This window comes from Streptomyces sp. NPDC051133 (genome assembly GCF_040682635.1).
GTDB lineage: Bacteria > Actinomycetota > Actinomycetes > Streptomycetales > Streptomycetaceae > Streptomyces.
In genome coordinates, this window is sequence record NZ_JBFBBK010000007.1 from 70053 (window position 1) to 92334 (window position 22282).

17 protein-coding genes, 1 pseudogene and 1 riboswitch are annotated in these 22282 nt (G+C 72.3%); of the genes and pseudogenes, 2 read left to right on the forward strand and 16 right to left on the reverse strand.

Annotated elements, in window-relative coordinates; all coding sequences use genetic code 11:
- Nucleotides 1–84: 84 nt before the first annotated feature.
- The 13 genes from AB0N17_RS10265 to AB0N17_RS10325 all read right to left on the reverse strand — a co-directional run bounded on the left by AB0N17_RS10265 (nucleotide 85) and on the right by AB0N17_RS10325 (nucleotide 15074).
- Nucleotides 85–1026: a Ppx/GppA phosphatase family protein gene (locus tag AB0N17_RS10265; RefSeq protein ID WP_366010744.1), complete on the reverse strand. Its 942-nt coding sequence runs from the start codon at nucleotides 1024–1026 to the stop codon at nucleotides 85–87.
- Nucleotides 1023–1631, reverse strand: a complete 609-nt coding sequence (locus tag AB0N17_RS10270; protein ID WP_366010745.1) for a DUF501 domain-containing protein — start codon at nucleotides 1629–1631, stop codon at nucleotides 1023–1025. Before AB0N17_RS10270 ends, AB0N17_RS10265 begins: the two co-directional genes overlap by 4 nt.
- 76 nt (nucleotides 1632–1707) lie before the next feature.
- A complete protein-coding gene (locus AB0N17_RS10275; RefSeq protein WP_366010746.1) occupies nucleotides 1708–2184 on the reverse strand; it encodes a septum formation initiator family protein in 477 nt (158 codons plus the stop codon).
- Nucleotides 2185–2299: 115 nt separating this feature from the next.
- Complete coding sequence (eno, locus tag AB0N17_RS10280) at nucleotides 2300–3607, reverse strand: phosphopyruvate hydratase (RefSeq protein ID WP_366010747.1); 1308 nt, start codon at nucleotides 3605–3607, stop codon at nucleotides 2300–2302.
- A 307-nt stretch (nucleotides 3608–3914) separates the two neighbouring features.
- On the reverse strand, nucleotides 3915–4604 hold the full coding sequence (locus tag AB0N17_RS10285) for a transglycosylase family protein (RefSeq protein ID WP_366010748.1): 690 nt from the start codon (nucleotides 4602–4604) through the stop codon (nucleotides 3915–3917).
- Between the two features lie 4 nt (nucleotides 4605–4608).
- Nucleotides 4609–4781, reverse strand: a riboswitch (cyclic di-AMP (ydaO/yuaA leader).
- Nucleotides 4782–4978: 197 nt separating this feature from the next.
- A complete protein-coding gene (locus tag AB0N17_RS10290) occupies nucleotides 4979–6025 on the reverse strand; it encodes a transglycosylase family protein (RefSeq protein WP_366010749.1) in 1047 nt (348 codons plus the stop codon).
- 147 nt (nucleotides 6026–6172) lie between these two features.
- On the reverse strand, nucleotides 6173–7471 hold the full coding sequence (locus AB0N17_RS10295) for a cytochrome P450 (protein ID WP_366010750.1): 1299 nt from the start codon (nucleotides 7469–7471) through the stop codon (nucleotides 6173–6175).
- A gap of 41 nt (nucleotides 7472–7512) precedes the next feature.
- On the reverse strand, nucleotides 7513–8583 hold the full coding sequence (locus AB0N17_RS10300) for a nucleoside triphosphate pyrophosphohydrolase (RefSeq protein WP_366010751.1): 1071 nt from the start codon (nucleotides 8581–8583) through the stop codon (nucleotides 7513–7515).
- Between the two features lie 123 nt (nucleotides 8584–8706).
- Nucleotides 8707–9360 carry a SurA N-terminal domain-containing protein gene (locus tag AB0N17_RS10305; protein WP_366010752.1) on the reverse strand — a complete coding sequence of 218 codons (654 nt, stop codon included), beginning with the start codon at nucleotides 9358–9360 and terminating at the stop codon, nucleotides 8707–8709.
- Between the two features lie 224 nt (nucleotides 9361–9584).
- Nucleotides 9585–10412 carry a glycoside hydrolase domain-containing protein gene (locus AB0N17_RS10310; protein ID WP_366010753.1) on the reverse strand — a complete coding sequence of 276 codons (828 nt, stop codon included), beginning with the start codon at nucleotides 10410–10412 and terminating at the stop codon, nucleotides 9585–9587.
- A 66-nt stretch (nucleotides 10413–10478) separates the two neighbouring features.
- Nucleotides 10479–11972 (reverse strand): serine/threonine-protein kinase, encoded by a 1494-nt coding sequence (locus AB0N17_RS10315; protein ID WP_366010866.1) that lies wholly within the window; start codon nucleotides 11970–11972, stop codon nucleotides 10479–10481.
- Between the two features lie 38 nt (nucleotides 11973–12010).
- The gene (locus tag AB0N17_RS10320) at nucleotides 12011–12679 is read right to left on the reverse strand and encodes a hypothetical protein (RefSeq protein WP_366010754.1); all 669 of its coding nucleotides are present in this window, start codon (nucleotides 12677–12679) and stop codon (nucleotides 12011–12013) included.
- Nucleotides 12680–12827: 148 nt separating this feature from the next.
- Nucleotides 12828–15074 carry an N-6 DNA methylase gene (locus tag AB0N17_RS10325; RefSeq protein WP_366010755.1) on the reverse strand — a complete coding sequence of 749 codons (2247 nt, stop codon included), beginning with the start codon at nucleotides 15072–15074 and terminating at the stop codon, nucleotides 12828–12830.
- Nucleotides 15075–15261: 187 nt separating this feature from the next.
- Between AB0N17_RS10325 and AB0N17_RS10330 the strand changes: the two genes are divergently transcribed.
- Together AB0N17_RS10330 and AB0N17_RS10335 are read left to right on the forward strand one after the other, a co-directional pair.
- Nucleotides 15262–15948, forward strand: coding sequence for a hypothetical protein (locus AB0N17_RS10330; RefSeq protein WP_366010756.1), 687 nt, complete (start codon nucleotides 15262–15264; stop codon nucleotides 15946–15948).
- A gap of 104 nt (nucleotides 15949–16052) precedes the next feature.
- Entirely contained in the window at nucleotides 16053–16766 is a 714-nt protein-coding gene (locus tag AB0N17_RS10335; RefSeq protein WP_366010757.1) for a hypothetical protein, read from the forward strand.
- 74 nt (nucleotides 16767–16840) lie between these two features.
- On the opposite strand, the pseudogene AB0N17_RS10340 reads toward AB0N17_RS10335, so the two are convergent.
- The 3 genes and pseudogenes from AB0N17_RS10340 to mfd form a co-directional block, all read right to left on the reverse strand.
- Nucleotides 16841–17486: pseudogene (locus tag AB0N17_RS10340) on the reverse strand (N-acetyltransferase).
- A gap of 135 nt (nucleotides 17487–17621) precedes the next feature.
- Nucleotides 17622–18335, reverse strand: a complete 714-nt coding sequence (locus tag AB0N17_RS10345) for an HNH endonuclease family protein (RefSeq protein ID WP_366010758.1) — start codon at nucleotides 18333–18335, stop codon at nucleotides 17622–17624.
- 270 nt (nucleotides 18336–18605) lie between these two features.
- Entirely contained in the window at nucleotides 18606–22148 is a 3543-nt protein-coding gene (gene mfd, locus AB0N17_RS10350; RefSeq protein WP_366010759.1) for a transcription-repair coupling factor, read from the reverse strand.
- Nucleotides 22149–22282: the final 134 nt, after the last annotated feature.

The window sequence follows — 22282 nt, forward strand, 5'->3', positions numbered from 1 at the left end:
GACGCTCAAACGTTATCCGACCTGCTCAGCCGACAGCTACTGGCAAGTAACAAAAGAGAGCCACGCCACCACGCGACGCCTCCGCTACGCCACCGACCACGCGATGCCGTCGAGGATGTCGTGCTCGCTGACGACGACCTCCTCGGCGCCGATCCGTTCCATGATCGCGAGCAGCACCAGGGCGCCCGCCCCGATCACGTCGACCCGGCCCGGGTGCATGGACGGTACGGCCGCGCGCTCGGCGTGCGTGGAGCGCAGCAGCCACTCGGTGATCTCGCGGACCCGGTCGTGGGAGATCCGGGAGTGGTGGATGCGCGCGGAGTCGTACTCGGGCAGCTCCTGGGCGATCGCGGAGACCGTCGTGACCGATCCGGCGAGGCCGACCAGGGTGTGCGCCTCGCGCAGCGGGACGGTCTCCTCGGCGAGGTCCAGGGCGGCCTGGATGTCGGCCCTTATCGCGGCGATCTGCTCCTCGGTGGGCGGGTCGCTCACCTTGCCGTCGCGCACGAGGTGACGTTCGGTCATCCGCACGCAGCCGACGTCCACGGAGCGCGCGGCCCGCACGTGCTCCTCGCCGACGACGAACTCGGTGGAGCCGCCGCCGATGTCCACCACCAGGTAGGGCTTGGCGAGGTCGTCGCGTTCCGCCAGCTCGCGGGTGGCACCGGTGAAGGAGAACTCCGCCTCCTGGTCGCCGGTGATGACCTCGGGCTCGACCCCGAGGATGTCGAGCACACCGCGCACGAAGTCGTCGCGGTTCTCGGCGTCGCGGGAGGCGGAGGTGGCGACGAAGCGGAGGCGCTCGGCGCCGTGCTCCTTGATGATCTCGGCGTACTCGCGGCAGGCGGCGAAGGTGCGCTCCAGCGCCTCGGGCGCCAGCCGGCCGGTGCGGTCGACGCCCTGGCCGAGCCGCACGATCGTCATCCGCCGGTCGAGGTCGACGAGTTCACCGGTGTCCGGGTGCGCGTCGGCGACCAGCAGACGGATGGAGTTGGTACCGCAGTCGATGGCGGCGACGCGCGTCATTCGTCGTCCTCCTGCGGCAGGGGCGCGGCGGTGAAGTGGCCGCTGCCGTCCTCGGTCGTCTCCACCTGCCGGTCCTCGCCGCACGGCGTCCCCGGCGGTGTCACGCAGGGGCCCTTGGCCCACCACTCGGGCAGCATGGCGATCGCCTCGTCGCCGAGCGGGTTCACGCCCGGTCCGGCGGCCAGCGAGTGGGCCACGAGCACGTGCAGGCACTTCACCCGGTCCGGCATGCCGCCCGCGCTCGGGAAGCCCTCCAGGACCTCGATCTCGTCCCGGCGGCGGATGTAGTCCTCGTGCGCGGCACGGTAGGCCGCGGCCAGCTCGGGGTCGCTCTGCAGTCGCTCCGTCATCTCCTTTATGACGCCGTTCGCCTCCAGCGTGCCGATCGCCGAGGCGGCGCGCGGGCACGTCAGGTAGTACGTCGTCGGGAAGGGGGTGCCGTCGGGCAGCCGGGGCGCCGTCTCCACGACGTCGGGCTGACCGCAGGGGCAGCGGTGCGCGATGGCCCTGAGGCCCCGCGGCGGGCGGCCGAGCTGCTGCTTGAAGGCCTCGACGTCCGCGTCGGTGGGCTCGGTGCGCGAAGTGGGCGGCGGGGGCGTTTCCATGACTGCTTTCAGAGTGGCTTTCTCGGAGTGGGTTGCTCGGAGTGGCTTGCCGAGGGTCCGGCGGGAGCGCCGGGGATCACTGGTCGGAGGCGTCGGACTTGTCGACACCGTCCCAGACGTTCGTGTACCAGGGCCGGTGGGCGGCCCGCAGGTCGGCGCGGGACTGCCTGGCCGCGCCCGGGTCGACGACCACGTACCCGGTCTCCCCGGGCATGACGTAGTGCAGCCGACGGCGGATCTGCTGCTCGGCGTAGGCGTCGTCCTGCCAGCGGGCCTTGAGGTCACGCAGCTGCTCGACCCGCTGCCGGGCCTGCTCCTGCTGCCGCTGGAGGTCGGAGATCTCGGCGCGCTGGGAGACGTACTGCCGCATCGGGTAGGCGAGCGCCACGATCATCGAGCACAGCACCAGCGCGAGCAGCGCCGCGCGGCCGGTGAGCCGGGAGCGGCGGGCCTGCCGTTTGGTCTGGGAGCGGTAGACCCGGGCAGCCGTCTGCTCGCCGAGCAGCCGCAGCCTGGTCGCGGTGGAGAAACGGTCCCGGTCCCTCGCGGCCATCCTGGCTTCCCGCCTCCCCTTGTCCGTGCTTCACACGTGCGTACGTCCCCGGACACGGTACGGGACCGGGTACGGGGACGTACGGACGACTGGCCAAGAGCCGGCCCGGGTCGGCTCAGCCCTTGGAGACCTCGACGTTCCCCTTGAAGCGCGGGAAGGCGCTGCGGCCGGCGTACACCGCGGCGTCGTCGAGGATCTCCTCGATGCGCAGCAGCTGGTTGTACTTGGCGACGCGCTCGGAGCGGGCCGGGGCGCCGGTCTTGATCTGGCCGCAGTTGGTGGCGACGGCCAGGTCGGCGATGGTGACGTCCTCGGTCTCGCCGGAGCGGTGGGACATCATGCACTTGAAGCCGTTGCGCTGGGCCAGCTCGACGGCGTCCAGGGTCTCGGTCAGCGAACCGATCTGGTTGACCTTCACCAGCAGGGCGTTGGCGGTGCCCTCCTCGATGCCGCGGGCGAGGCGCTCGGGGTTGGTGACGAACAGGTCGTCGCCGACGAGCTGGACCTTGTCGCCGAGCTTGTCGGTGATGACCTTCCAGCCGGCCCAGTCGTCCTCGAACAGCGGGTCCTCGATGGAGACGAGCGGGTAGGCCGCCACGAGCTCCTCGTAGTACTCCGTCATCTCGGCGGCGGAGCGCTCCTTGCCCTCGAAGAGGTACTTTCCGTCCTTGTAGAACTCGGAGGCGGCGACGTCGAGCGCGAGGGCGATCTGGTCGCCGGGCGCGTAACCGGCTTCCTTGATCGCTTCGAGGATGAGGTCGAGGGCCTCGCGGTTGGAGCCGAGGTTCGGGGCGAAGCCGCCCTCGTCGCCGAGGCCGGTGGACAGGCCGCGGCCCTTCAGCACCTTCTTGAGGGTGTGGTAGACCTCGGTGCCCCAGCGCAGCGCCTCGGAGAAGGACTCCGCGCCGATCGGGGCGATCATGAACTCCTGGATGTCCACGTTGGAGTCCGCGTGCGAGCCGCCGTTGAGGATGTTCATCATCGGCACCGGCAGCAGGTGCGCGTTCGGGCCGCCCAGGTAGCGGAAGAGCGGGAGGTCGCTGGCCTCGGAGGCGGCGTGGGCGACGGCGAGGGAGACGCCGAGGATGGCGTTGGCGCCGAGGGAGCCCTTGTTGTCGGTGGCGTCCAGGTCGAACATGGCCTGGTCGATCAGGCGCTGCTCGGTGGCGTCGTAGCCGACCAGCTCGGGGCCGATCTGCTCGATGACGGCGAGGACGGCCTTCTCGACGCCCTTGCCCTGGTAGCGGTTCGGGTCGCCGTCGCGGAGCTCGATGGCCTCGAAGGCGCCGGTCGAGGCGCCGGACGGGACGGCGGCACGACCCGTGCTGCCGTCGTCGAGGCCGACCTCGACCTCGACCGTGGGGTTGCCTCGGGAGTCCAGGATTTCCCGGGCTACGACGACGTCGATGGACGGCACGAGCATCTCCTTCTTGGATGTGACGCTGGAAGTGCGGGGCGGGTGCCGCCTTGCGGCGGTGCCTTGCGACTAGAGCCTAACCGTCCCGGGGGCGTCGGCCACCGACCGACCGCCCCGTGGACATGCCGACCGTACCTTTTGTTTCCACCCGAAACAAAGCTCCGTGGTGAGGGCATGAAAAACCCCGCCCCGGCGCGTACGGGGGAACACGCGCCGGGGCGGGGAGCCCGTGGGGACGGGGGCGGCCCTCACGAGGCCTTCGGTGAGACCCCTGGGGATGTGAGGGCGCCGGGGCCGGGCCGGGAGCCGGCTGTCACTTCAGGTGCAGCTGCTGGCCCGGGTAGATGAGGTTCGCGTCCTCGACGATGTCCTTGTTCAGCTCGAAGAGCTTCTTCCAGCCGCCCTGGACGTGGTGCTTCACGGCGATGGTGCTGAGGGTGTCGCCCTTGACCACCTTGTACTCGCCGTCGCCCTTCTTGACCTTCTTGCCGGTCGGGGTGGTGACGGTCTTGCTCGCCGACGGGGCCGTGCGCTTGGCGGAGCGGGTGGCGGCCTGCTGGTCGGTGGAGCGGGTGGTGCTGCTCGGCGCGGTGCTCTTCGAGGAAGTGCTGGGCGCGGAGCCGTTGTAGGCGGCGCCGGACAGGCCCGTGCCGCAGACCGGCCAGGCACCCTTGCCCTGCGCGGCGAGGACCTTCTCGGCGACGGCGATCTGCTGCGCCTTGGTGGCCTGGTTGGCCTGGGAGGCGTAGGCGGTGCCGCCGTACGCGGCCCAGGTCGAGGCGGAGAACTGCAGGCCGCCGTAGAAGCCGTTGCCGGTGTTGATGGACCAGTTGCCGCCGGACTCGCACTGGGCGACCGTGTCCCACTCGGAGGCGGTGGCGGCGGAGGCGTTGCCGGCCGCCATCAGCGGGGCGGCGACGGCGGCGCCGGTGACACCGGCCAGCGCGACGGCGCGGACGGCCTTGGACGGACGGCGGTGCTTGCCCTTGCCGGTAAACAGCATGGATCGATCCCCTCACCGACGCCTGCGAGGTGAGCTGTCGGGTTCGGGCCGGTTGAGTTGCCCGGCCGCACACCCGCTTTCGCGAGGCGCGGCTCCACCCCCAGCCGGTACCAGCTCAACTGCTGGGCCCGGCACTTACCTTGGGTCCCCCGCTCCTGCCTACGGCGCTTGACGCGACGACTGTTCCCGGGCAGCCGCTGGCAGGATTCGGCGTTGCGGCAGCCGGGGCCCGTGGTGACGAGCGGCCTTGACCGTAGACAGGCGATCGGCGGAATTTCAAAGACGATCAGGGCTTCTGAGAGTCATCCCACACTTTCACCAAACCGGACATCAGGGATCAAACGGGACGTCAACTCTCCCCGCTTTTCGCCCGTTTAGGACCTGACTTCCAGGGTCTGACCGGCGGTGATGTGGTTCGGGTCGGTACCGATGGCGTTCTTGTTGTGGACGTAGAGCGCGTGCCACCCGCCGTCGACGTCAAGGGAGTCGGCGATGGAGGCGAGAGTGTCGCCCTCGCGGACCGTGTAGGTGTCCGGCCCGGAGGATGCGTGACGGCCGGAAGAAGGGTTGTTCTGACCGTTTGTCACGCTTTCGTCCGCACTCCCGCCCCGGTGACGTCCGCCACTGCTGAGGGCGCCGGTGTCGACGAGGCTCCAGGAGCCGGTGGGCTGCTCGGAATTGTCCGATTCGTCGGTACCGGGGTCGACCGTGGAGGAGCTTCCGGACCCCTGCGAGTTCTCGGCGCCCTTCGGGGTGGACTTGTCGGACTTGGGGGTGTTCGTTCCGTGCGAGCCGGTGGACGTACCGGGGTGGGTGCCGGCGTCCCCGTCCTGGCCCGGGGCCGGCGTGGCGCTCGGGTCCGAGGCGTCCCCGGAGTCGGAGGAGCCGGTCGAGGGGCCCGAGTCGGAGTCGGAACCGGCAGACGGCGAGGAGTCCGCATCCGCCGGACCGGACGAGTCGGAGTGGCCGGCCGACCCGGAGGAGTCGCCGGAATCGCCGGTGTCGCCGGACCCCCCGACGCCGGTGTCGACGTCGGCCGACCCGGAGTCCGAGGTCATTCCGGCGAGCAGCGCGCAGGTCGCCCAGGGCTTGGTTCCCTGGTCCGCGACAATCTTCTCGGCCACGGCGATCTGCTGCGACCGGCTGGCCTGGTCGGCCCGCTCGGCGTACTGCGCGCCGCCGTACTTGTCCCAGTCGGCCTGCGAGATCTGCAGGCCGCCGTAGTAGCCGTTGCCGGGGTCGGCGCTCCAGGAGCCGCCGCTCTCGCATTCGGCCACCTTGTCCCACGTGGTGCCGTCGGCCGCGTTGGCGCTCGCGGCGCCGAGCAGCGGGATGGCGATGGCGGAGCCGGTCACTCCGGCCGCGACGAGGAGGGCCGGAGCCTGACGGGGGCGACGGTGACGACCGTTCCCGGAGAGCATGCGGAAGCCTTTCGTGCGACGGCAGGACCGCGCGGCGGATGGTGCCGACGCCGCGCTGATGGGTGAACGTATCGGCAGACGATCACTTGTCACAAGTTAATGCCGCACAGATCACGTGAAGATCACAGAGTTGAACGTCTGACGTGTCTACGGTTGTACGGCTCTGTCGGGTGCCGGAGCGAACTCCACGGGCAGGGTGCGCAGGCCCCGCATGATGAGGCCGCCGCGCCAGCGCAGTTCGGCCGGATCCACGGCGAGCCGCAGATCGGGCAGGCGCGTGAGCAGGGTGGCGAGCGCGGTCTGGCCCTCCAGCCGGGCGAGCGGCGCGCCGAGGCAGTAGTGGATGCCGTGCCCGTACCCGAGGTGCTGGTTGTCCCGCCGGCCGAGGTCGAGGACGTCCGGGTCGGCGAACCGCGCCGGGTCGCGGTCGGCCGCCGCGAGGACGACGAGCACCGGGTCCCCGGGGGCGATGTCCTGCCCGCCGAGGGTGAGCGGCTCGGTGGCGAACCGCCAGGTGGCCAGCTCCACCGGGCCGTCGTAGCGGAGCAGTTCCTCCACGCCGGTCTCCAGCAGCTCCCTCTCCTGCCGCGCCAGGGACTCCTGCAGGCGCCGGCGCTGCCCGGGGTGGGTGAGCAGGGCGTAGGTGCCGTTGCCGATCAGGTTCACGGTGGTCTCGAAACCGGCGAACAGCAGGATGAAGGCCATGGCGGCGGCCTCGTTCTCGGTGAGGTGCTCGCCGTGGTCCGAGGCGCGGATGAGACCGGAGATGAGGTCCTCGCCCGGCAGGGGCTCGGCGGGCAGCGCCGCCCGCTTCTTGTGGATCAGCTCGGCGAGGTAGCCGCGCATCTTCTTCACCGACCGGGCTACCCCGCCCCGGGGCCCTCCCCCGTGCCGGATCATCATCCCCGCCCAGTCCCGGAAGTCGTCCTGGTCCTCGCGCGGGACGCCGAGCAGGTCGCAGATGGCGTAGATGGGCAGCGGGAAGGCGAACTCGTGGATGAGGTCGGCGGAGCCACGGGCCGCGAAGCCGTCGATGAGGTGGTCGGTCAGCTCCTGCACCCGGGCGGCGAACTCGGCGACCCGGCGCGGTGTGAACGCCTTGCTGACCAGCCGACGCAGCCGGGTGTGGTCCGGCGGGTCGATGTTCAGCAGATGCGTCATCAGCTCGGCCTTGCGCTCGCCCGGAATGCCGGTCTTGCCCTTGGCGTGCGCGGGCTCGTCGTGATGCGCCGGGTTCTTGCTCAGCCGCTGATCCGCGAGGGCCTGCCGGGCGTCCGCGTAGCGGGTGACCAGCCAGGCCTCCACCCCGCTGGGCAGCCGCGTCCGGTGCACGGGCGCGTGCTCGCGCAGCCAGGCGTAGGCGGGGTACGGGTCGGTGGCGAACTCCCAGGTGAACAGGGCGGGCGCGGGGTCGGGGGCCGTCGGGGGGTGGGGCTGCTCGGTCACCCCCCGACGGTATCCGTCCCACGGGGACCGCCGCGCCGGCCCTACTCGCCCGGCATCTCGTCCGGCATCGCGTCCGGCATCGCGTCCGGCATCGCGTCCGGCTCCTCCCCGGGCAGTCCCTCCGCCGCCCGTATCCCGTCCCGGTACGCCCGCGCCGCCGCCCGCAGGGCCGCCTCCGGGTCGACACCGGCCGCCTCGGCGTGGACCGCCAGCGTGAGCAGCTCGTAGCCGATGCCCTCGCCCTGCGGCAGGGGGACGTCCAGGCCCGCCGTGCGGACGCGGGAGGCGAGCTTGGCGGCGAGGGCCAGGCCGGGCTGGCCGAGCGGGACGCCCTCGGTGACGGAGCTGCGCCGCTTCTCCTCGGCCTTGGTGCGCAGCCAGTGTTCCTTGACGTCCTCCGGTGTCTGCGCCTCCTCGTCGCCGAAGACGTGCGGGTGGCGGTGGATCAGCTTGGCGACGATGCCGCCGGCCACGTCGTCGACGGAGAACGGCGCGTCCGGGTCCTCCTCGGCGATCCGGGAGTGGAAGACGACCTGGAGGAGGACGTCGCCCAGCTCCTCCCGCAGCTCCGTGCGGTCGCCGGCCTCGATCGCCTCGACCAGCTCGTAGGCCTCCTCGATGCCGTACTTGGCCAGGCCCCGGTGCGTCTGCCGGGAGGACCAGGGGCATTCCGCGCGGATGCGGTCCATGACCTGCACGAGGTCCAGGAGGCGGGCGCCGGGCAGGTCGTAGGAGGCGGGCAGCAGCTCCAGGTCCGGCATGGCGACGCGGCCGGAGCCGGCCATCCGGGCCAGGCCGTCGGTGAGCGCCGGCTCGCCCTCGCCCGTCGCCACGACCACCACGGTCCGCCCGCCGGCGCAGGCGTCGACCAGCTCCTGCGCGCCGGGGGACGCCTGCTGCACCGCTATTCCGGCCTCCCGCAGATACGGCAGCTGCGGATGGGCGCCGTCCGCGCACAGCACGGCGTCGGCGGCGCGCAGGGCCTGCCAGGCGGGCCAGGACAGCAGGCCCGGCGCGACGCGGTGGCTGGTGGTGAGCAGGACGACACGGCCGGGGCCGTCCGGGGCGCCGGCGGGTTCCGGGCCGGTGGGTTCGGGGCTGGTTGCGTTCACGGTTCGAACGTAACGCACGGCGGGAGGGAGCGGTTTCGGTTGTCCACAGGGCCGAGACGATCTTGCGATCGTATGACCGACGGCCTGCTCCCCTCGCCCCCCTGACCGCTCCCGGCCGCCGTCCTACGCCGTCGCCGGCTGCCCGCCCGCAGCCGTGGTGACCTCGCGCAGCCAGGGCGTCCTGGCGTCCACCCGGCTGCTCTTCTGCACGTCCCAGGAGCCGTAGCGCGGGTTCAGGTCGACGTGGAGTTCCCGGGACGCCTTGGACAGGGCCTTCCAGAAGGCGGGCTGGGTGGTGTCGGTGCCCAGCTTCGCCGCCAGCTTCTGCGCCTCCAGCTGGAGGCGGAGGTTGTCGTCGAGGCGGGCCGGGGCGATGCCGTACTTCTCCAGCCAGGCCGTCTCCAGCCCCTTGGCGCCGCCGGCCTGCTGCTCCAGGCCCGTCCGCATCTGCTGGATATCCCTGCGGGTGACCGCGATGCCCTCGTCCCGCGCGGCACGGTGCAGCACCCGGTCCAGGACCATGTTGTGCAGGGTGTCGCGGGTGAGGCTGCCGGTGGAGGCCAGCACCTGCTGGTACTGGGTCTCGTCCGGGACCGCGGCCCGCTGTGCCCTGCGGATCTCGTCGACCCGGTCCTGCAGCTGGGCGACGCTGATCCGCTGTCCTCCGACGACGGCTGCCGCGCCCGGGTGCGCATCGTTTCCGCAGGCGGTCAGGAGGGGTGCCGCGGCGGCGATCGCGGCGGTGAGGACGAGCGCGGTGCGACGGCGGCGGTGCAAGGAAACCTCCAGCGGGGAGATTGCAATAACAGGTGCGACGCGCAGCGTCTCCACCAGGGGTGGTGGTCGGGCGACGGGCGGGCGCACAAAGTCTTGCGATGATCGATGGTAGGCAGTGGGCAGGCTGTGGCCAACCCATTCGACCAACGATTCACGCGCGCTTCGGGCACCGCCGCGCCTGCCGCCGAAGATCAGCAGGGGATCGGCAGGGGATCAGCCGGTGATCAGCCGGTGATCGCCACCGGCGCGTCCCACGCGTCACGGTCGACGGTGAGCGTGACCCCGCCGTGCGACTCCTTGCTGTTGACCATGTACTGATGGCCGCGGCTGTGCCCGGTGAACTGGGTGGAGCCCCACGGCCAGTCCGACGTCGTGGTGTTCTTCTGGTCCCACAGCGCGTACCAGAGGTTGCCCGGCAGGTCCGTCTTGTCCTTGGCGGTGGCGACGGCCTTGGCGCTGGAACTGGTGAAGCCGTAGTAGCCGGCGCGGTACGTCTTGGCGTGCAGCCCCTTGTCGAAGGCGCGCACGTACGTCAGCACGGCGTCGTTGCACGACGTGTTCGTGGTGTCGTACGCCTCCATGTCGAGGTAGATCGCGCTGCCCGCCTTCATGCCCAGGGCGGAGGCCTTGGACACGGCGTCGGCGGCGTCCTGCGCGCCGAGCGAGGCGGCGGTGGAGGAGGTCAGCTTCTCCGGGTTGGCACCCGACTGGCAGGGCGGCTGCGCGCCGACGTAGATCGGGATGAGTTTCCAGCCCAGGGAGCTGACCGACTTCACCCAGGAGGCGGTGAGGTTGGGCTGGGCGCAGCCCCGGTTCTTCCCGCCGACGTAGACGGCGGCGGCACCGTAGAAGCCGGTGTGCCAGGCCTTCATCGTGGACAGTGAGGGCGCGGTGCAGGTGTCGAACGCGCGGCCGGTGAAGGTCTTCTGGGCCGGCCAGGAGGTGGCTGCCATGGAGGTCTGGGCCGCGATCCCGGCCCCGGCGACGACGGCCGCGCCGGCCACCGCCCACGTGATGTGTCTACGCTTCCTGGACTGCCGATGGCCGGCCATGTTCCCCACCCCTGATGTGTGCGAGACCCGCGCGGAAGATCACCGTGATCTCCGACAGCCGCACATCTAACCACGCACCTGTCCGAGCCACTGCAGGGTGCGCCGGATGTCCGCGGCGAGCGGGTGCCCCGGTCCGTGCACCCGCTCCACGTCCGCCAGCAGCCGCGCGAGCGTGTCGTGGGCGGCCGGCCGGTCGCCGAGGGCCAGCAGCAGATGGCCGATGCGCCGGCGCACGTCGTGGGCGAGCTGCGGGTCGCCGGAGACGTACTGGTTCTCGTAGTACGGCAGCAGCGCCCGGTACTCGGCGAGGGCCGCCGCCGGTTCGCCCAGCTGTTCCAGGCACTGCGCGGCCTCGTAGCGGTAGCGCAGGCACTGCGGGTCGGCCTGGCCCGCCTCGGCGGCGCGCTCGTCGGCGAGACGGCGCAGTTCGGGAAGCGCGCGCCGGTACTGGCCGTCGTCCATGAGGGTCGCCGCGTACTGCTTGCGCAGGGTGCGCACCACCGGGGACTGCGCGCCGTGCTGTTCGGCCGCCGCGGGCAGGATCGCGCCCAGGATGTCCACGGCCTGCGTGATGCGCCCCTCCCCCAGCAGACGCTTCACCTCGTCCACGGCGGCGGCCACATCGGGCTTCTCGGCCGCCGGCGGCGCCGGCGTGACGGGGGCGGGCTGGGGCGCGGGGGTCCGCGCCCGGTCAGGCCAGGGGGCGTGCGGGCGCAGGAAGGGGCGTGTGGGGTCCAGGGGCGCCCCCGTGGGCGTGCCCCGCGCGGGCAGCAGCAGCGCCAGGTCCTCGTACACCTCCTGCGCGGAGGCCGGCCGGTGCTGCGGGTCCTTGGCGAGCAGCCGCAGCACCAGGGTCTCCAGCGCCTCGGGGACCTCGGGGCGGATCCGGCGCACGGGCAGCGGGGGCTCGTACAGATGCCGGTGCAGCACCCCGAGGGCCGTGGAGCCCACGAACGGCACGTCTCCGCTGAGCAGTTCGTGCAGCAGCACACCGAGCGCGTACAGATCGGTGTACGGGCCGACCGCACCGCCCATCGCCTGCTCGGGCGCCATGTAGGCGGGCGAGCCGATGGGTGAGCCGGTGTGGGTGAGGCGGGTGGTGTCGGTGTCCATGACGGACGCCACGCCGAGGTCGAGGACGGTGACCGTGCCGTCCTGCTTCACCATCACATTGCGCGGCTTGAGGTCGCGGTGGACGATCGGCACGGCGTGCACGGCGCTCAGCACGGCGCACAGTTGCGCGGCGACCGCGACCGCCCACTGCCACGGGTACGGGTCGTGCTCGGCGAGGTGGTCGGACAGGTCGGCGCCGTCCACGTACTGCATGACGAGGAACAGCTCCTCGCCCTCGCTGCCGGCGTCGTGCACCGTCACCAGACCGGGGTGGTCCACCTGCGCGGTCACCCGGCACTCGCGCACGAACCGGCGGCGCAGCTCGTCCGCCTCCTGGCCCGCCACCTTGTCGGGGCGCAGCAGCTTCACCGCCACGCGTCGGTCCAGCCGCTGGTCGTACGCCGTCCACACCTGGCCCATGCCGCCCTGGCCGATGAGCGTGGACAGTTCGTAACGGCCGGCGACGACACGTCCGGTCGCCACGGTCACCGTCCGCCCTGGCTGTCGTGGCGGCCGTCGGGCCGGCCGTCGTGCCGGCGCAGGTAGTCGCTCAGCTCGTCCAGTTCGGCACGGACCTGGTCGATGCGGGCGGGCGCCGGGCGCTGGGGCGGCGGGGTGGCCGGCGGCGGGGGCTGCGGGGCCGGGGTGTGCGGCACCGGGGTGTGCGGGACCGGGGTGTGCGGGACCGGGGTGTGCGCTACCGGCGGCTGCGCGGGCACGGGGGTCTGCGCCATGGTCGTCGCGGTGAACGGCGACGGGGGCTGCGGATAGCCGTACGCGGGCGCGGCCGGGCCGCCCGGGTAGGCCGGCCGGAGGCGGTGGAAGTGCCGGATGTCCGCCACGAGGTAGTAGGCGATCACGGCGCCCAGTGTGCCCAGCAGCAGGGTCATGCCCAGGTAGCCCCCGGTGGTGTGCACCTCGTCGCCCGGCTCGCTGCCCAGCAGCACGATGCTGAGGATGTCGGCCGCCAGCACCGCCACGAACAGGCCCCAGTCCAGCGACTTGCGGGTGACGACGGCCAGCCGCAGCAGCATCGCCCAGGTCAGGAAGCCGAGGCTGACGAGCCCGACCGCCACGAACAGTACGCGCAGGAAGACCAGCCAGCCCTGGTGCGGCGGCTGCTTCACCGGCTGTGCGTAGCCGTGGCCTTGCATGACTGCTCCTGATGCCTGAAGTGGGCGCGCCTGCCCGCCCGATGTGCTCCGGTCCGACCACACCGCTCGTGCCATGGTCGCTTCGAGCATATGGCCCGCCACCGACGAACGGTCAGGGATGTACCGAACCGTTGTCGGGCCCGGGCCGTCAGCCGGGGGTCACCGTGCCGTCGGTGAGGCCGTCGTACATCCCGCGCACGAGTTGCTCGCCGAGCCGGCTCGCGTGGCGCAGCGCCCGCTCGAACTCGTCGAGGGCCCGGAAGCGCGCGCCGTAGCGCCGCTGGTCGTGCAGCGGGAGCCGGGGCAGCTGGAGCCGGCGCACGTCCAGCCGGGTCGCGGTGGAGGCGTAGCTGCTGGCCTGCCGGTTGTTGGCGGTGCCGCGCAGGAAGCCGGCGAGGAACCACGGGTCGAGCGCCGTGCGATCGGGGCGCAGGAGCACGAGGTTGCGCCCCAGGGCGGCGCCGCCCGTCGCCTCGTCGATCACGCGTGCCACCGAGCCTCCGCCGAGCACCGGTACGACGACGTCGCCCGGCTCGGTCAGCACGGCCTCCTCCTCGCTCTCGGGCAGGGTGCCCGAGGGCGCCGTACCGGCGAGCACGTCGTGGTCGGTGAGCACGGGCACGCGCGCGTGGCCGCCGTTCCCGCCGGTGCGCATCACCAGGGCGCCCCCGCGCGCGAGTTCACCGACGGTGGTGAGCGGCCAGCGCGCGGGCGGTGCCGGGGCGGCGGGGGGCGGGGTGAGGTCGGCGGTCAGGCGCAGGGTCGCACCGAGGCGCTCGCGCACCGCCGTGAGCTGTTCGGCGCCGTCGGCCACGGCCGGCGGCAGATGGCGGGCGGGCGCCAGGTCCACGTCGTCGTCGAGCAGTTCGATGACCGGCACGGAACGGGCGAGCCCCGGCCGTTCCTCCAGCCGTCCGGCCCGCTCGAAGGCACGCCAGGCGTCCAGGGCGGCCTCCCGCACCGCCTCCCAGTCCGGGCCGCCACGCCCCTCCCCGGCGAACGCCCCCGTGTCCACGAGCAGCACCTCGGGCGACGCCGGGGTCCGGTCCGGCCGGCGCAACACCCACACGTGCAGCGGGATGTTGTACGGCGGCGCCGCCCCGACCGGCAGCGCGACCACGGCCCTGAGCGCGCCCCGGCGCAGCAGGTCGGCGCGGATCCGGCGCCCGGAGCGCCGGGAGGCCGTGGCCGGCGGCATGAGCAGCACGGCGGTGCCGCCGTCGGCCAGCCGGGCCAGCGCGTGCTGCACCCAGGCCAGCTCGGACTCGGTGCGCGCCGGGAAGCCGTACTCCCAGCGGGCGTCGTAGGCGAGTTCGTCGTGGCCCCAGTTGCGCTCGTTGAACGGCGGGTGGCACAGCACCGCGTCGGCCCGCAGATCCGGGTGGGCGTCGGCGCGCAGGGTGTCCCCGGCGGCGCCGCGCACGGTGGCCCGGGAGTGCAGCGCGAGCCGCAGCGCGGTGAGCGCGGCGAGGTCGGGGGCGCTGTCCTGGGCGTACAGCTCCTGCTCGGGCCGGGTGTCCACGGCCCGCAGCAGGGCGCCGGTGCCGCAGGCGGGGTCCAGGACGGTGCGGGCGGGACCGGCGAGGTCGGCCATCAGACCGGCGAGTTCGGCCGGGGTGAGCGTGAACTGGCGCGGGTTGGCGTCCAGGTGCCGGCCCAGCAGGAACTCGAAGGCCTGCCGCGCCCCGGTCTCGGCGGCCAGCTCGGCGGCGCCGCGCAGGAGGGGGACGGAGGGGAACAGCTGGGGGCCGGTGGGGGCGCGGGGGGTGAGGGCGGTCGGCGCGGGGGCGGTCGAGGGGAAGGCGGCGGAGGCGGCGGCGGAGGCGGGCGGCGCGGGGGTGTGAGCGGCCGGGGTGGTGTGAACAGCGGGTGCGGCGTTCACAGGGGGCGGGGTCGGTGCCGTGTTCACACGCGACGGCCCGCCGTCGGAGTCGGCGTTCACAGCGGGCGTTGCGGAAGTCTCGTTCACACGCCGGACCGCCGGAGCGGTGTTCACAGCGGTGCCGAAGCGCGGCCGCAGCACCTGCTCCAGCTCCCCCGGCAGGATCGCGGCCAGGCGCTGGTCGGAGCCGGCGCTCGCGTCGAGCCAGACCGTGGGGCGCTCATGGATGAGCAGCAGTACGCAGCCCGCGTGCACCAGGGCGGTCAGCGGGCCCTCGGGATGGCCGACGAGCTGCTGCCAGACGCGTTCGCGCAGCGGGACCTCGGCGAGTTTGCCCTGCTTGCGCAGCCAGGCCTCGACCTCGGCGAGGGCGAAGGACGGGCTGGTCTCGGTGCCGCCGACCGGTTTGGGGAAGTCGGCGTGGCGGCGCCGCCAGTTGCTCACGGCTGCCCGGCCCACGCCGGCGAGCCGGGCGATACCGGCGGCGGTCACCTCTGTCGCGTTGTCCTGCACCGGCCTGACTCCCCTCGTCCCGTGTGTGCGCCGAGCATACCGGCGTACACAAGATCTACGCCTTCACGCACGTGTACACAGACAGTTCCGTGAACCGTGTTGACTCGGTTCACAGGCTCTGGTCTTATTGACCCAGCGAACGAGCGGCCACCGAGGGGGAGGCCGCCTTCTTGGGGAGGGATTCGCCATGGGCATGAAGGCAAAGATCACGCTGGGCGCCGTCGTGGGGATCGTCGTCATCGGTGCCGTGTCCGCGAACGCCGGCAGCGACGGCAAGAACAGCGGTTCCGGCGGTGACAAGGGCTCGTCCGCGTCCACCGGTCACACGTCCGCCACGAAGGGCTCGGGGGACGCCCGGGCCGCCGGGAAGAAGAAGGCCGCCATCGCCGGCGACGGCGAGTACCGGGTCGGCTCGGACGTGAAGCCGGGCACGTACCGCACCACTGGCAACACCGACGACATGTGCTACTGGGAGCGCGCCAAGGACGCCAAGGGCGAGGTGGACTCGCTGCTGGCCAACGACAACGTCACCGGCACGAGCTACGTGACCGTCAAGGCCACCGACAAGGTCTTCAAGTCCAGCGGCTGCGAGGACTGGGAGGCCGTCGACCCCAAGGCGAAGGGCACGCCCGCCTCCTCGATGGACGGCGACGGCGGCATGTACAAGGTCGGCACGGACATCGCGCCGGGCACGTACCGGTCGGCCGGCAACACCGGCGACTCCTGCTACTGGGAGCGCACCAAGGACGCCGCGCACGGGCTGGACTCGATCATCGCCAACAACAACGTGAAGGGCACGGCCGTCGTCACCATCGGCCCGAACGACGCCTACTTCAAGACCACCGGCTGCGGCGACTGGAAGAAGGCGGCCTGAGCCGGCCCTCCCTCCCTCCCTCCGTACACACCCCTGTAACTCCGTAACCCCCGTACTCCGTAACCCCCGTACCCCCGTACCACCCACCCTGTTGAAGGACTGTCATGCGTCTGTCGCCCCGTGCCGCCACCCTGCTCGCCGTCGCGGCGCTTCCTCTGGCCCTCACCGCCTGCTCCTCCGGTTCCTCCGCCGACACCGGGGGCGCGAGCGCCGAGCCGGCCAAGGCGAAGGACCTGAACGCCGGCCTTCCCACCGGCACGCAGCTGAAGAAGGCGCTGGCGCCCGCGTCGGCGTTCCCGTCCGGGCTCACCCTCGAGGCCGACGGCTCCGCGGACAGCGGCGGCACGTTCGTCCCCCCGTCCACCCGAAAGGCCGCGAAGCCGGACTGCACCCGGCTGGAGACCACGTCCTGGATCCAGGTGACCGGCTACAAGGGGGGCGTGTCGTTCGCGCAGAACGACTACGCGAACAAGAGCGAGGAGGTGGCCCAGGAGGTCGACGCCTTCCAGGGCACCACCGCAACCGACGTGATGAAGGCCGTGCAGTCCGTCGCCCGCGCGTGCGCCACGTACACGGACACCGACGCCCACGCCAAGGTGAAGCTCACGGGCGCGTCCACGGCGGGACTCGGTGACGAGGCCTACACGATGACGCTGACCAGCGGCTACTGGCAGAACGGCACCACGCTGATCGCGGCCCGTTCCGGCAACTCCGTGGTCACCGTGCTGTCCACGGCGGGCGCCGACAACGGTGCCGCGTCGGCGAAGAAGGTGACGACGCAGGTCCTGGACTCCCTGAAGAACCTGAAGTCCGCCTGATCGACGGGGGCCGGCGCGGGGCCGGCGGGCCGGCGCACCTCAAGGGTGCGTGAGCCCGCCGGCCCCGTCGGCGTTCACAGCGGGTGCCGCATCCAGACGTTGGGTTCGACGTAGACGGCGTACCCGCGCTCCGGTTCGCAGCGGACCGGGACCAGGGCGCCGGGCACCTCGACGTCCCCGGCGGTGTCGAAGGGCAGCCCGGTCCAGCGGCGCCACTCCTCCAGCGAGGCGCCCACGGTCATGGAGGCCGGGGCGATGGAGTCGATGCGCGCGCCGGCACGGGCGTGGACCCGCAGCCACGGGTCCGCGGGCAGCCCGTCGGGGCGCGTCCGGTGGACGTACTCGGTGATGGGGGTGTGCGGTTCGCGGTGCTTGGCGCTGGGCCGGACCGGCGCGACGACCTCACGGAAGCCGCGGGCGCGGGCACCCGCCCGCATGGCCGAGAGCAGGACGGCGGACAGGCCCTGGCCCTGGGCGTGCGGGCAGGGCGCCCCGGCCGTCGAGGCCGAGGGCGAAGGGCACGCTGAAGGCGTGGGCGACGATCTCACCGTGCTCGTCCTCGGCGAACAGCGCGTACTGGGGCAGTTCGCTCGCGATGCGGCCGTAGTGGGCGGTGCCCACGGGGTCGTTGGTCACGAACTCGGGCCATGTGTCGGCCATCTCGAACACCGCCCGCAGCCGGTCGGGCCGCTCGGCGACGCTGCTCACCTGGACGTCCATGGCGGCCACGGTAGGCGGCGGGCATCCGCCGTGCGAGCGATTTCACCGGCGGCTGCACCGCACCCGCCGGCGGTTCCACCGTGACCGAAGCGGTCTCCCCGTGCCCGAAGCGGTCTCACCGCGCCCGAAGCGGTCTCACCGCGCCCGGAAGCGCTCCGGGGCCTCGGTCGGGTTGCCGCCCGTGGGGAGTTTCTGGTTCGGGCACCCGGTGAGGACCTTCTTCATGGCGGCCTTCTCGGCGGCGCTCACCCACAGGCCGTACTTCTTCTTCACCGCGACCTGGGCGGCGACGTAGGTGCAGCGGTAGGACTTGTCGGGCGGCAGCCAGGTGGCCGTGTCGCCGTCGCCCTTGCCGCGGTTGGTGCTCGCGTCGACCGCGATGAGATTGAGGGGGTCGTTGGCCAGCGCTATCCGCTTGCCCGGGTCCCAGTACTTGGCGCCCTTCTGCCAGGCGTCGGAGAGGGCGACGACGTGGTCGATGTCGACCTGGCTGCGGCCGCGCCGGTAGGTGATCTCCTTGCCGGAGTACGGGTCGGGCTCCAGCAGGCCGTAGGAGACCTTGCAGGTGCCGCCGGTGAACTTCACGTCCTTCAGGTCGCGTTTGAGGATGTCGTCGCGGGTGTCGCAGGAGTTGGAGTCGGTGTCCGCCCAGGCGGTGCCGAACCGGGCGCGGGAGTAGCCGGTCTTCGGCGCGCGCCCCTTGACGGTGAGCGAGTCGGCGGCGGACAGGGCCGCGCTCCCGCCCGTCCGGCCGGGCCCGGAGGCCCCCTTGTCCTGCTCGGCCTTGCAGCCGGCCACGGCGACCAGCACCGCCACCGCGGTGACCGCCCCGCCCCTCAGACGCGTCACGGTGCGCCCCCTCGCTCGCCCAGGACCGCCCTCACGCAGGGGCGGATCGTTCCGCCCCCACGGTAACCGCCCATCCCGGCCCAGCAGATGGGGCGTAAAGCGAACATTCCGGGGCGAATCCGGGCACGGGCGGCGTCATTCGGTGCACGGCAGGGGGAGCGGGCGGGCCGGACTACTGCGCCCGCTCACCCCTCGCTCCGCTCACCCTTCACCCCGTGCACCCTTCGCCCCGCGCACCCCTCGGCCCCGCGCAGCACTGCCCCTCCGGCCCTACGAACCCAGGATGGAGGCGAGGAACTCGCCGACCCAGCCCAGCAGTTCGCGGCCGACCAGCGGCTTGCCGCCGACCTTCGCGGTCTTCGGGCGCGGAACCAGGAGCTGGTGCACGGCCGGCTTGATGACCGTGCCCGGGTACAGGCGCTTGACGCGCAGTTCCTGCGACTCGCGCAACTCCACCGGCGCGAAGCGGATGTTGGTGCCCTGAAGGACGATCTCGCCGACGCCGCACGCGCGCGCGAGCATGCGGAGACCGGCCACCAGCAGCAGGTTCTCCACCGGCTCGGGCAGCTTGCCGTAGCGGTCGGTGAGCTCCTCGCGGACGGCCTTGATGTCCTCTTCCGAGTTGGCGGATGCGATGGCCCGGTAGGCCTGGAGGCGCAGCCGCTCACCGGGCGCGTAGTCGTGCGGGACGTGCGCGTCGACCGGCAGCTCGATCTTGACCTCGAGCGGCGGCTCCTCCTCGATCTCGCCGGTCTCCAGCTGGCGCCGGTAGTCGGCGACGGCCTCGCCGACCATGCGGACGTACAGGTCGAAGCCGACGCCCGCGATGTGGCCGGACTGCTCGCCGCCGAGCAGGTTTCCGGCGCCGCGGATCTCCAGGTCCTTCATCGCGACGTACATGCCCGCGCCCATCTCGGTGTGCTGGGCGATGGTCGCCAGACGCTCGTGCGCGGTCTCCGTCAGCGGCTTCTCCGGCGGGTACAGGAAGTAGGCGTAGCCGCGCTCGCGGCCCCGGCCGACGCGGCCGCGCAGCTGGTGCAGCTGGGACAGGCCGAAGTTGTCGCCGCGCTCGACGATCAGCGTGTTGGCGTTGGAGATGTCGATGCCGGACTCGACGATCGTGGTCGACACGAGCACGTCGAACTTCTTCTCCCAGAAGTCGACGACGACCTGCTCCAGCGCCGACTCCGACATCTGGCCGTGGGCCGTCGCGATGCGCGCCTCGGGGACGATCTCGCGCAGCCGGGCCGCCGCGCGGTCGATGGACTCGACGCGGTTGTGGATGTAGAAGACCTGGCCCTCGCGCAGCAGTTCACGGCGGATGGCGGCGCCGATCTGCTTCTCCTCGTACGGCCCGACGAAGGTGAGCACGGGGTGGCGCTCCTCCGGGGGCGTGGTGATCGTGGACATCTCGCGGATGCCGGTCACGGCCATTTCGAGGGTGCGCGGGATCGGGGTGGCGGACATCGTCAGGACGTCGACGTTGGCCCGCAGCTTCTTCAGCTGCTCCTTGTGTTCGACGCCGAAGCGCTGCTCCTCGTCGACGATGACCAGGCCCAGGTCCTTGAACTTGGTCTCCGAGGAGAACAGGCGGTGGGTGCCGATGACGACGTCCACCGCGCCGTCCTTCAGGCCCTCCAGGACGGCCTTGGCCTCGGTGTCGGTCTGGAAGCGGGAGAGCGCCCGCACGTTGACCGGGAACTGCCCGTAGCGCTCGGAGAACGTCCCGAAGTGCTGCTGTACCAGCAGGGTCGTGGGGACCAGGACGGCGACCTGCTTGCCGTCCTGTACGGCCTTGAAGGCGGCCCGTACGGCGATCTCGGTCTTGCCGTAGCCGACGTCGCCGCAGATCAGGCGGTCCATGGGGACCGACTTCTCCATGTCCTCCTTGACCTCGGCGATGGTGGTCAGCTGGTCGGGGGTCTCCGCGTAGGGGAAGGCGTCCTCCAGCTCGCGCTGCCAGGGTGTGTCGGAGCCGAAGGCGTGACCGGGGGCGGCCATGCGGGCGCTGTAGAGCTTGATCAGGTCGGCGGCGATCTCCTTGACCGCCTTCTTCGCGCGTGCCTTGGTCTTCGTCCAGTCGGCGCCGCCCAGGCGGTGCAGGGTGGGCGCCTCGCCGCCGACGTACTTGGTGATCTGCTCCAGCTGGTCGGTCGGGATGTACAGCCGGTCGCCGGGCTGGCCTCGCTTGGCGGGCGCGTACTCCACGACCAGGTACTCGCGGGTGGCGCCCTGCACGGTGCGCTGGACCATCTCGATGTAGCGGCCGACACCGTGCTGCTCGTGGACGATGTAGTCGCCCGGCTCCAGGGTGAGCGGGTCGATGGTCTTGCGGCGGCGGGCCGGCATCCGGGCGCCGTCGCGGGTCGCGGTGCGCTGGCCGGAGAGGTCGGTCTCGGTGAGCACGGCCAGCTTGAGCGCCGGGTCGACGAAGCCATACTCGATGCAGCCGCAGGAGACGTGCACGACGGAGGGGCTCAGCTCGCCGAGGTCGGCGTCGAGGCGGGCCGCGATGCCCTCGTTGCCGAGCACCTCGACGGTGCGGGCGGCCGGGCCGTGGCCCTCGGTGACGAACACCGCGCGCCAGCCGTCGGCGAGCCAGCCCTTGGTGTCGGCGAGGGCCCGCGCGGTGTCGCCGCGGTAGGTCTCGGGCGCGTGCATGCCGAGCTTGAGGGTGTCCCCGTCGAGCGTGTCGAGTTCGAGGTCGGCGGCGAACGGCGACACCGACCACCACATCATGTCCAGCTCGCGCGCGCGGTCGCGGACGTCGGCGATGGACCACAGGGAGGCGGCGCCGACGTCGATCGGGGCCTCGCCGCCGCCGGCGGTGGCCGCCCAGGACGCCTGGAGGAACTCCTGGCTGGTGGCGACGAGGTCGGCGGCGCGGGTGCGGACCCGCTCCGGGTCGCAGACGACGGTCATCGCGCCCTTGGGCAGCACGTCGAGGAGCAGCTCCATGTCGTCGACCAGGACCGGGGCGAGGGACTCCATGCCCTCCACCGCGATGCCCTCGGCGAGCTTGTTCAGGAGTTCGCCCAGCTCGGGGTGTTGCTCGGCGAGGGCACGCGCGCGGGCGCGTACGTCGTCCGTCAGCAGCAGCTCGCGGCACGGCGGTGCCCACAGGCCGTGCTCGGCGACCTCGAGGGAGCGCTGGTCGGCGACCTTGAAGTAGCGGATCTCCTCGATGTCGTCGCCCCAGAACTCGATGCGCAGGGGGTGTTCCTCGGTGGGCGGGAAGACGTCCAGGATGCCGCCGCGCACGGCGAACTCGCCGCGCTTCTCGACGAGCTCCACGCGCGCGTACGCCGCTGCCGCGAGCGCTTCCACGACGTCGTTCAGGTCGGCGGTGCGGCCGGTTCTCAGGGCCACCGGCTCCAGGTCGCCGAGGCCCTTGACCTGCGGCTGCAGCACGGACCGTACGGGGGCGACGACGACGGAGACCGGGCCGGTCTCGGGGTCGTCGGCGCTCGGGTGGGCGAGCCGGCGCAGGACGGCGAGGCGGCGGCCGACGGTGTCGCTGCGCGGGCTGAGCCGCTCGTGCGGCAGGGTCTCCCAGGAGGGGTACTCGACGACGCCCTCTTCGGGCAGCAGGGAGCGCAGGGCGGCGGCCAGGTCCTCGGCCTCGCGGCCCGTCGCGGTGACCGCGAGCACCGGGCGGCCGGCCTCGCGGGCCAGGGCGGCCAGCGCGAGGGGGCGGGCCGCCGGGGGGCCGACGAGGTCGACGTGCATGCGGTTGCCGTCCGCGGCCGCCGTGATCGCTTCCGCGAGGGCGGGGTCCTTGACGACGGCGTCGAGCAGACCGTGCAGGCTCATGGAGGGGGCTTTCCGTCCGGGTGTGGGCAACGCAAGCAGCCCGGTGCGTGAGCAGCCGGGGGTGTCCAGCCTACGACTCCGCCGGGGCCGGTGTCGGAGCCTGTGGACAACTGTGAGCCTGTGGACGACCCGGA

Excerpts from the sequence above, each read along its gene's own strand:
- AB0N17_RS10265 (WP_366010744.1), bottom strand. The coding sequence starts at position 1,026 with ATGACGCGCGTCGCCGCCATCGACTGCGGTACCAACTCCATCCGTCTG.
- AB0N17_RS10270 (WP_366010745.1), bottom strand. The coding sequence starts at position 1,631 with ATGGAAACGCCCCCGCCGCCCACTTCGCGCACCGAGCCCACCGACGCG.
- AB0N17_RS10275 (WP_366010746.1), bottom strand. The coding sequence starts at position 2,184 with ATGGCCGCGAGGGACCGGGACCGTTTCTCCACCGCGACCAGGCTGCGG.
- eno (WP_366010747.1), bottom strand. The coding sequence starts at position 3,607 with ATGCTCGTGCCGTCCATCGACGTCGTCGTAGCCCGGGAAATCCTGGAC.
- AB0N17_RS10285 (WP_366010748.1), bottom strand. The coding sequence starts at position 4,604 with ATGCTGTTTACCGGCAAGGGCAAGCACCGCCGTCCGTCCAAGGCCGTC.
- AB0N17_RS10290 (WP_366010749.1), bottom strand. The coding sequence starts at position 6,025 with ATGCTCTCCGGGAACGGTCGTCACCGTCGCCCCCGTCAGGCTCCGGCC.
- AB0N17_RS10310 (WP_366010753.1), bottom strand. The coding sequence starts at position 10,412 with ATGGCCGGCCATCGGCAGTCCAGGAAGCGTAGACACATCACGTGGGCG.
- AB0N17_RS10320 (WP_366010754.1), bottom strand. The coding sequence starts at position 12,679 with ATGCAAGGCCACGGCTACGCACAGCCGGTGAAGCAGCCGCCGCACCAG.
- AB0N17_RS10330 (WP_366010756.1), top strand. The coding sequence starts at position 15,262 with ATGGGCATGAAGGCAAAGATCACGCTGGGCGCCGTCGTGGGGATCGTC.
- AB0N17_RS10335 (WP_366010757.1), top strand. The coding sequence starts at position 16,053 with ATGCGTCTGTCGCCCCGTGCCGCCACCCTGCTCGCCGTCGCGGCGCTT.
- mfd (WP_366010759.1), bottom strand. The coding sequence starts at position 22,148 with ATGAGCCTGCACGGTCTGCTCGACGCCGTCGTCAAGGACCCCGCCCTC.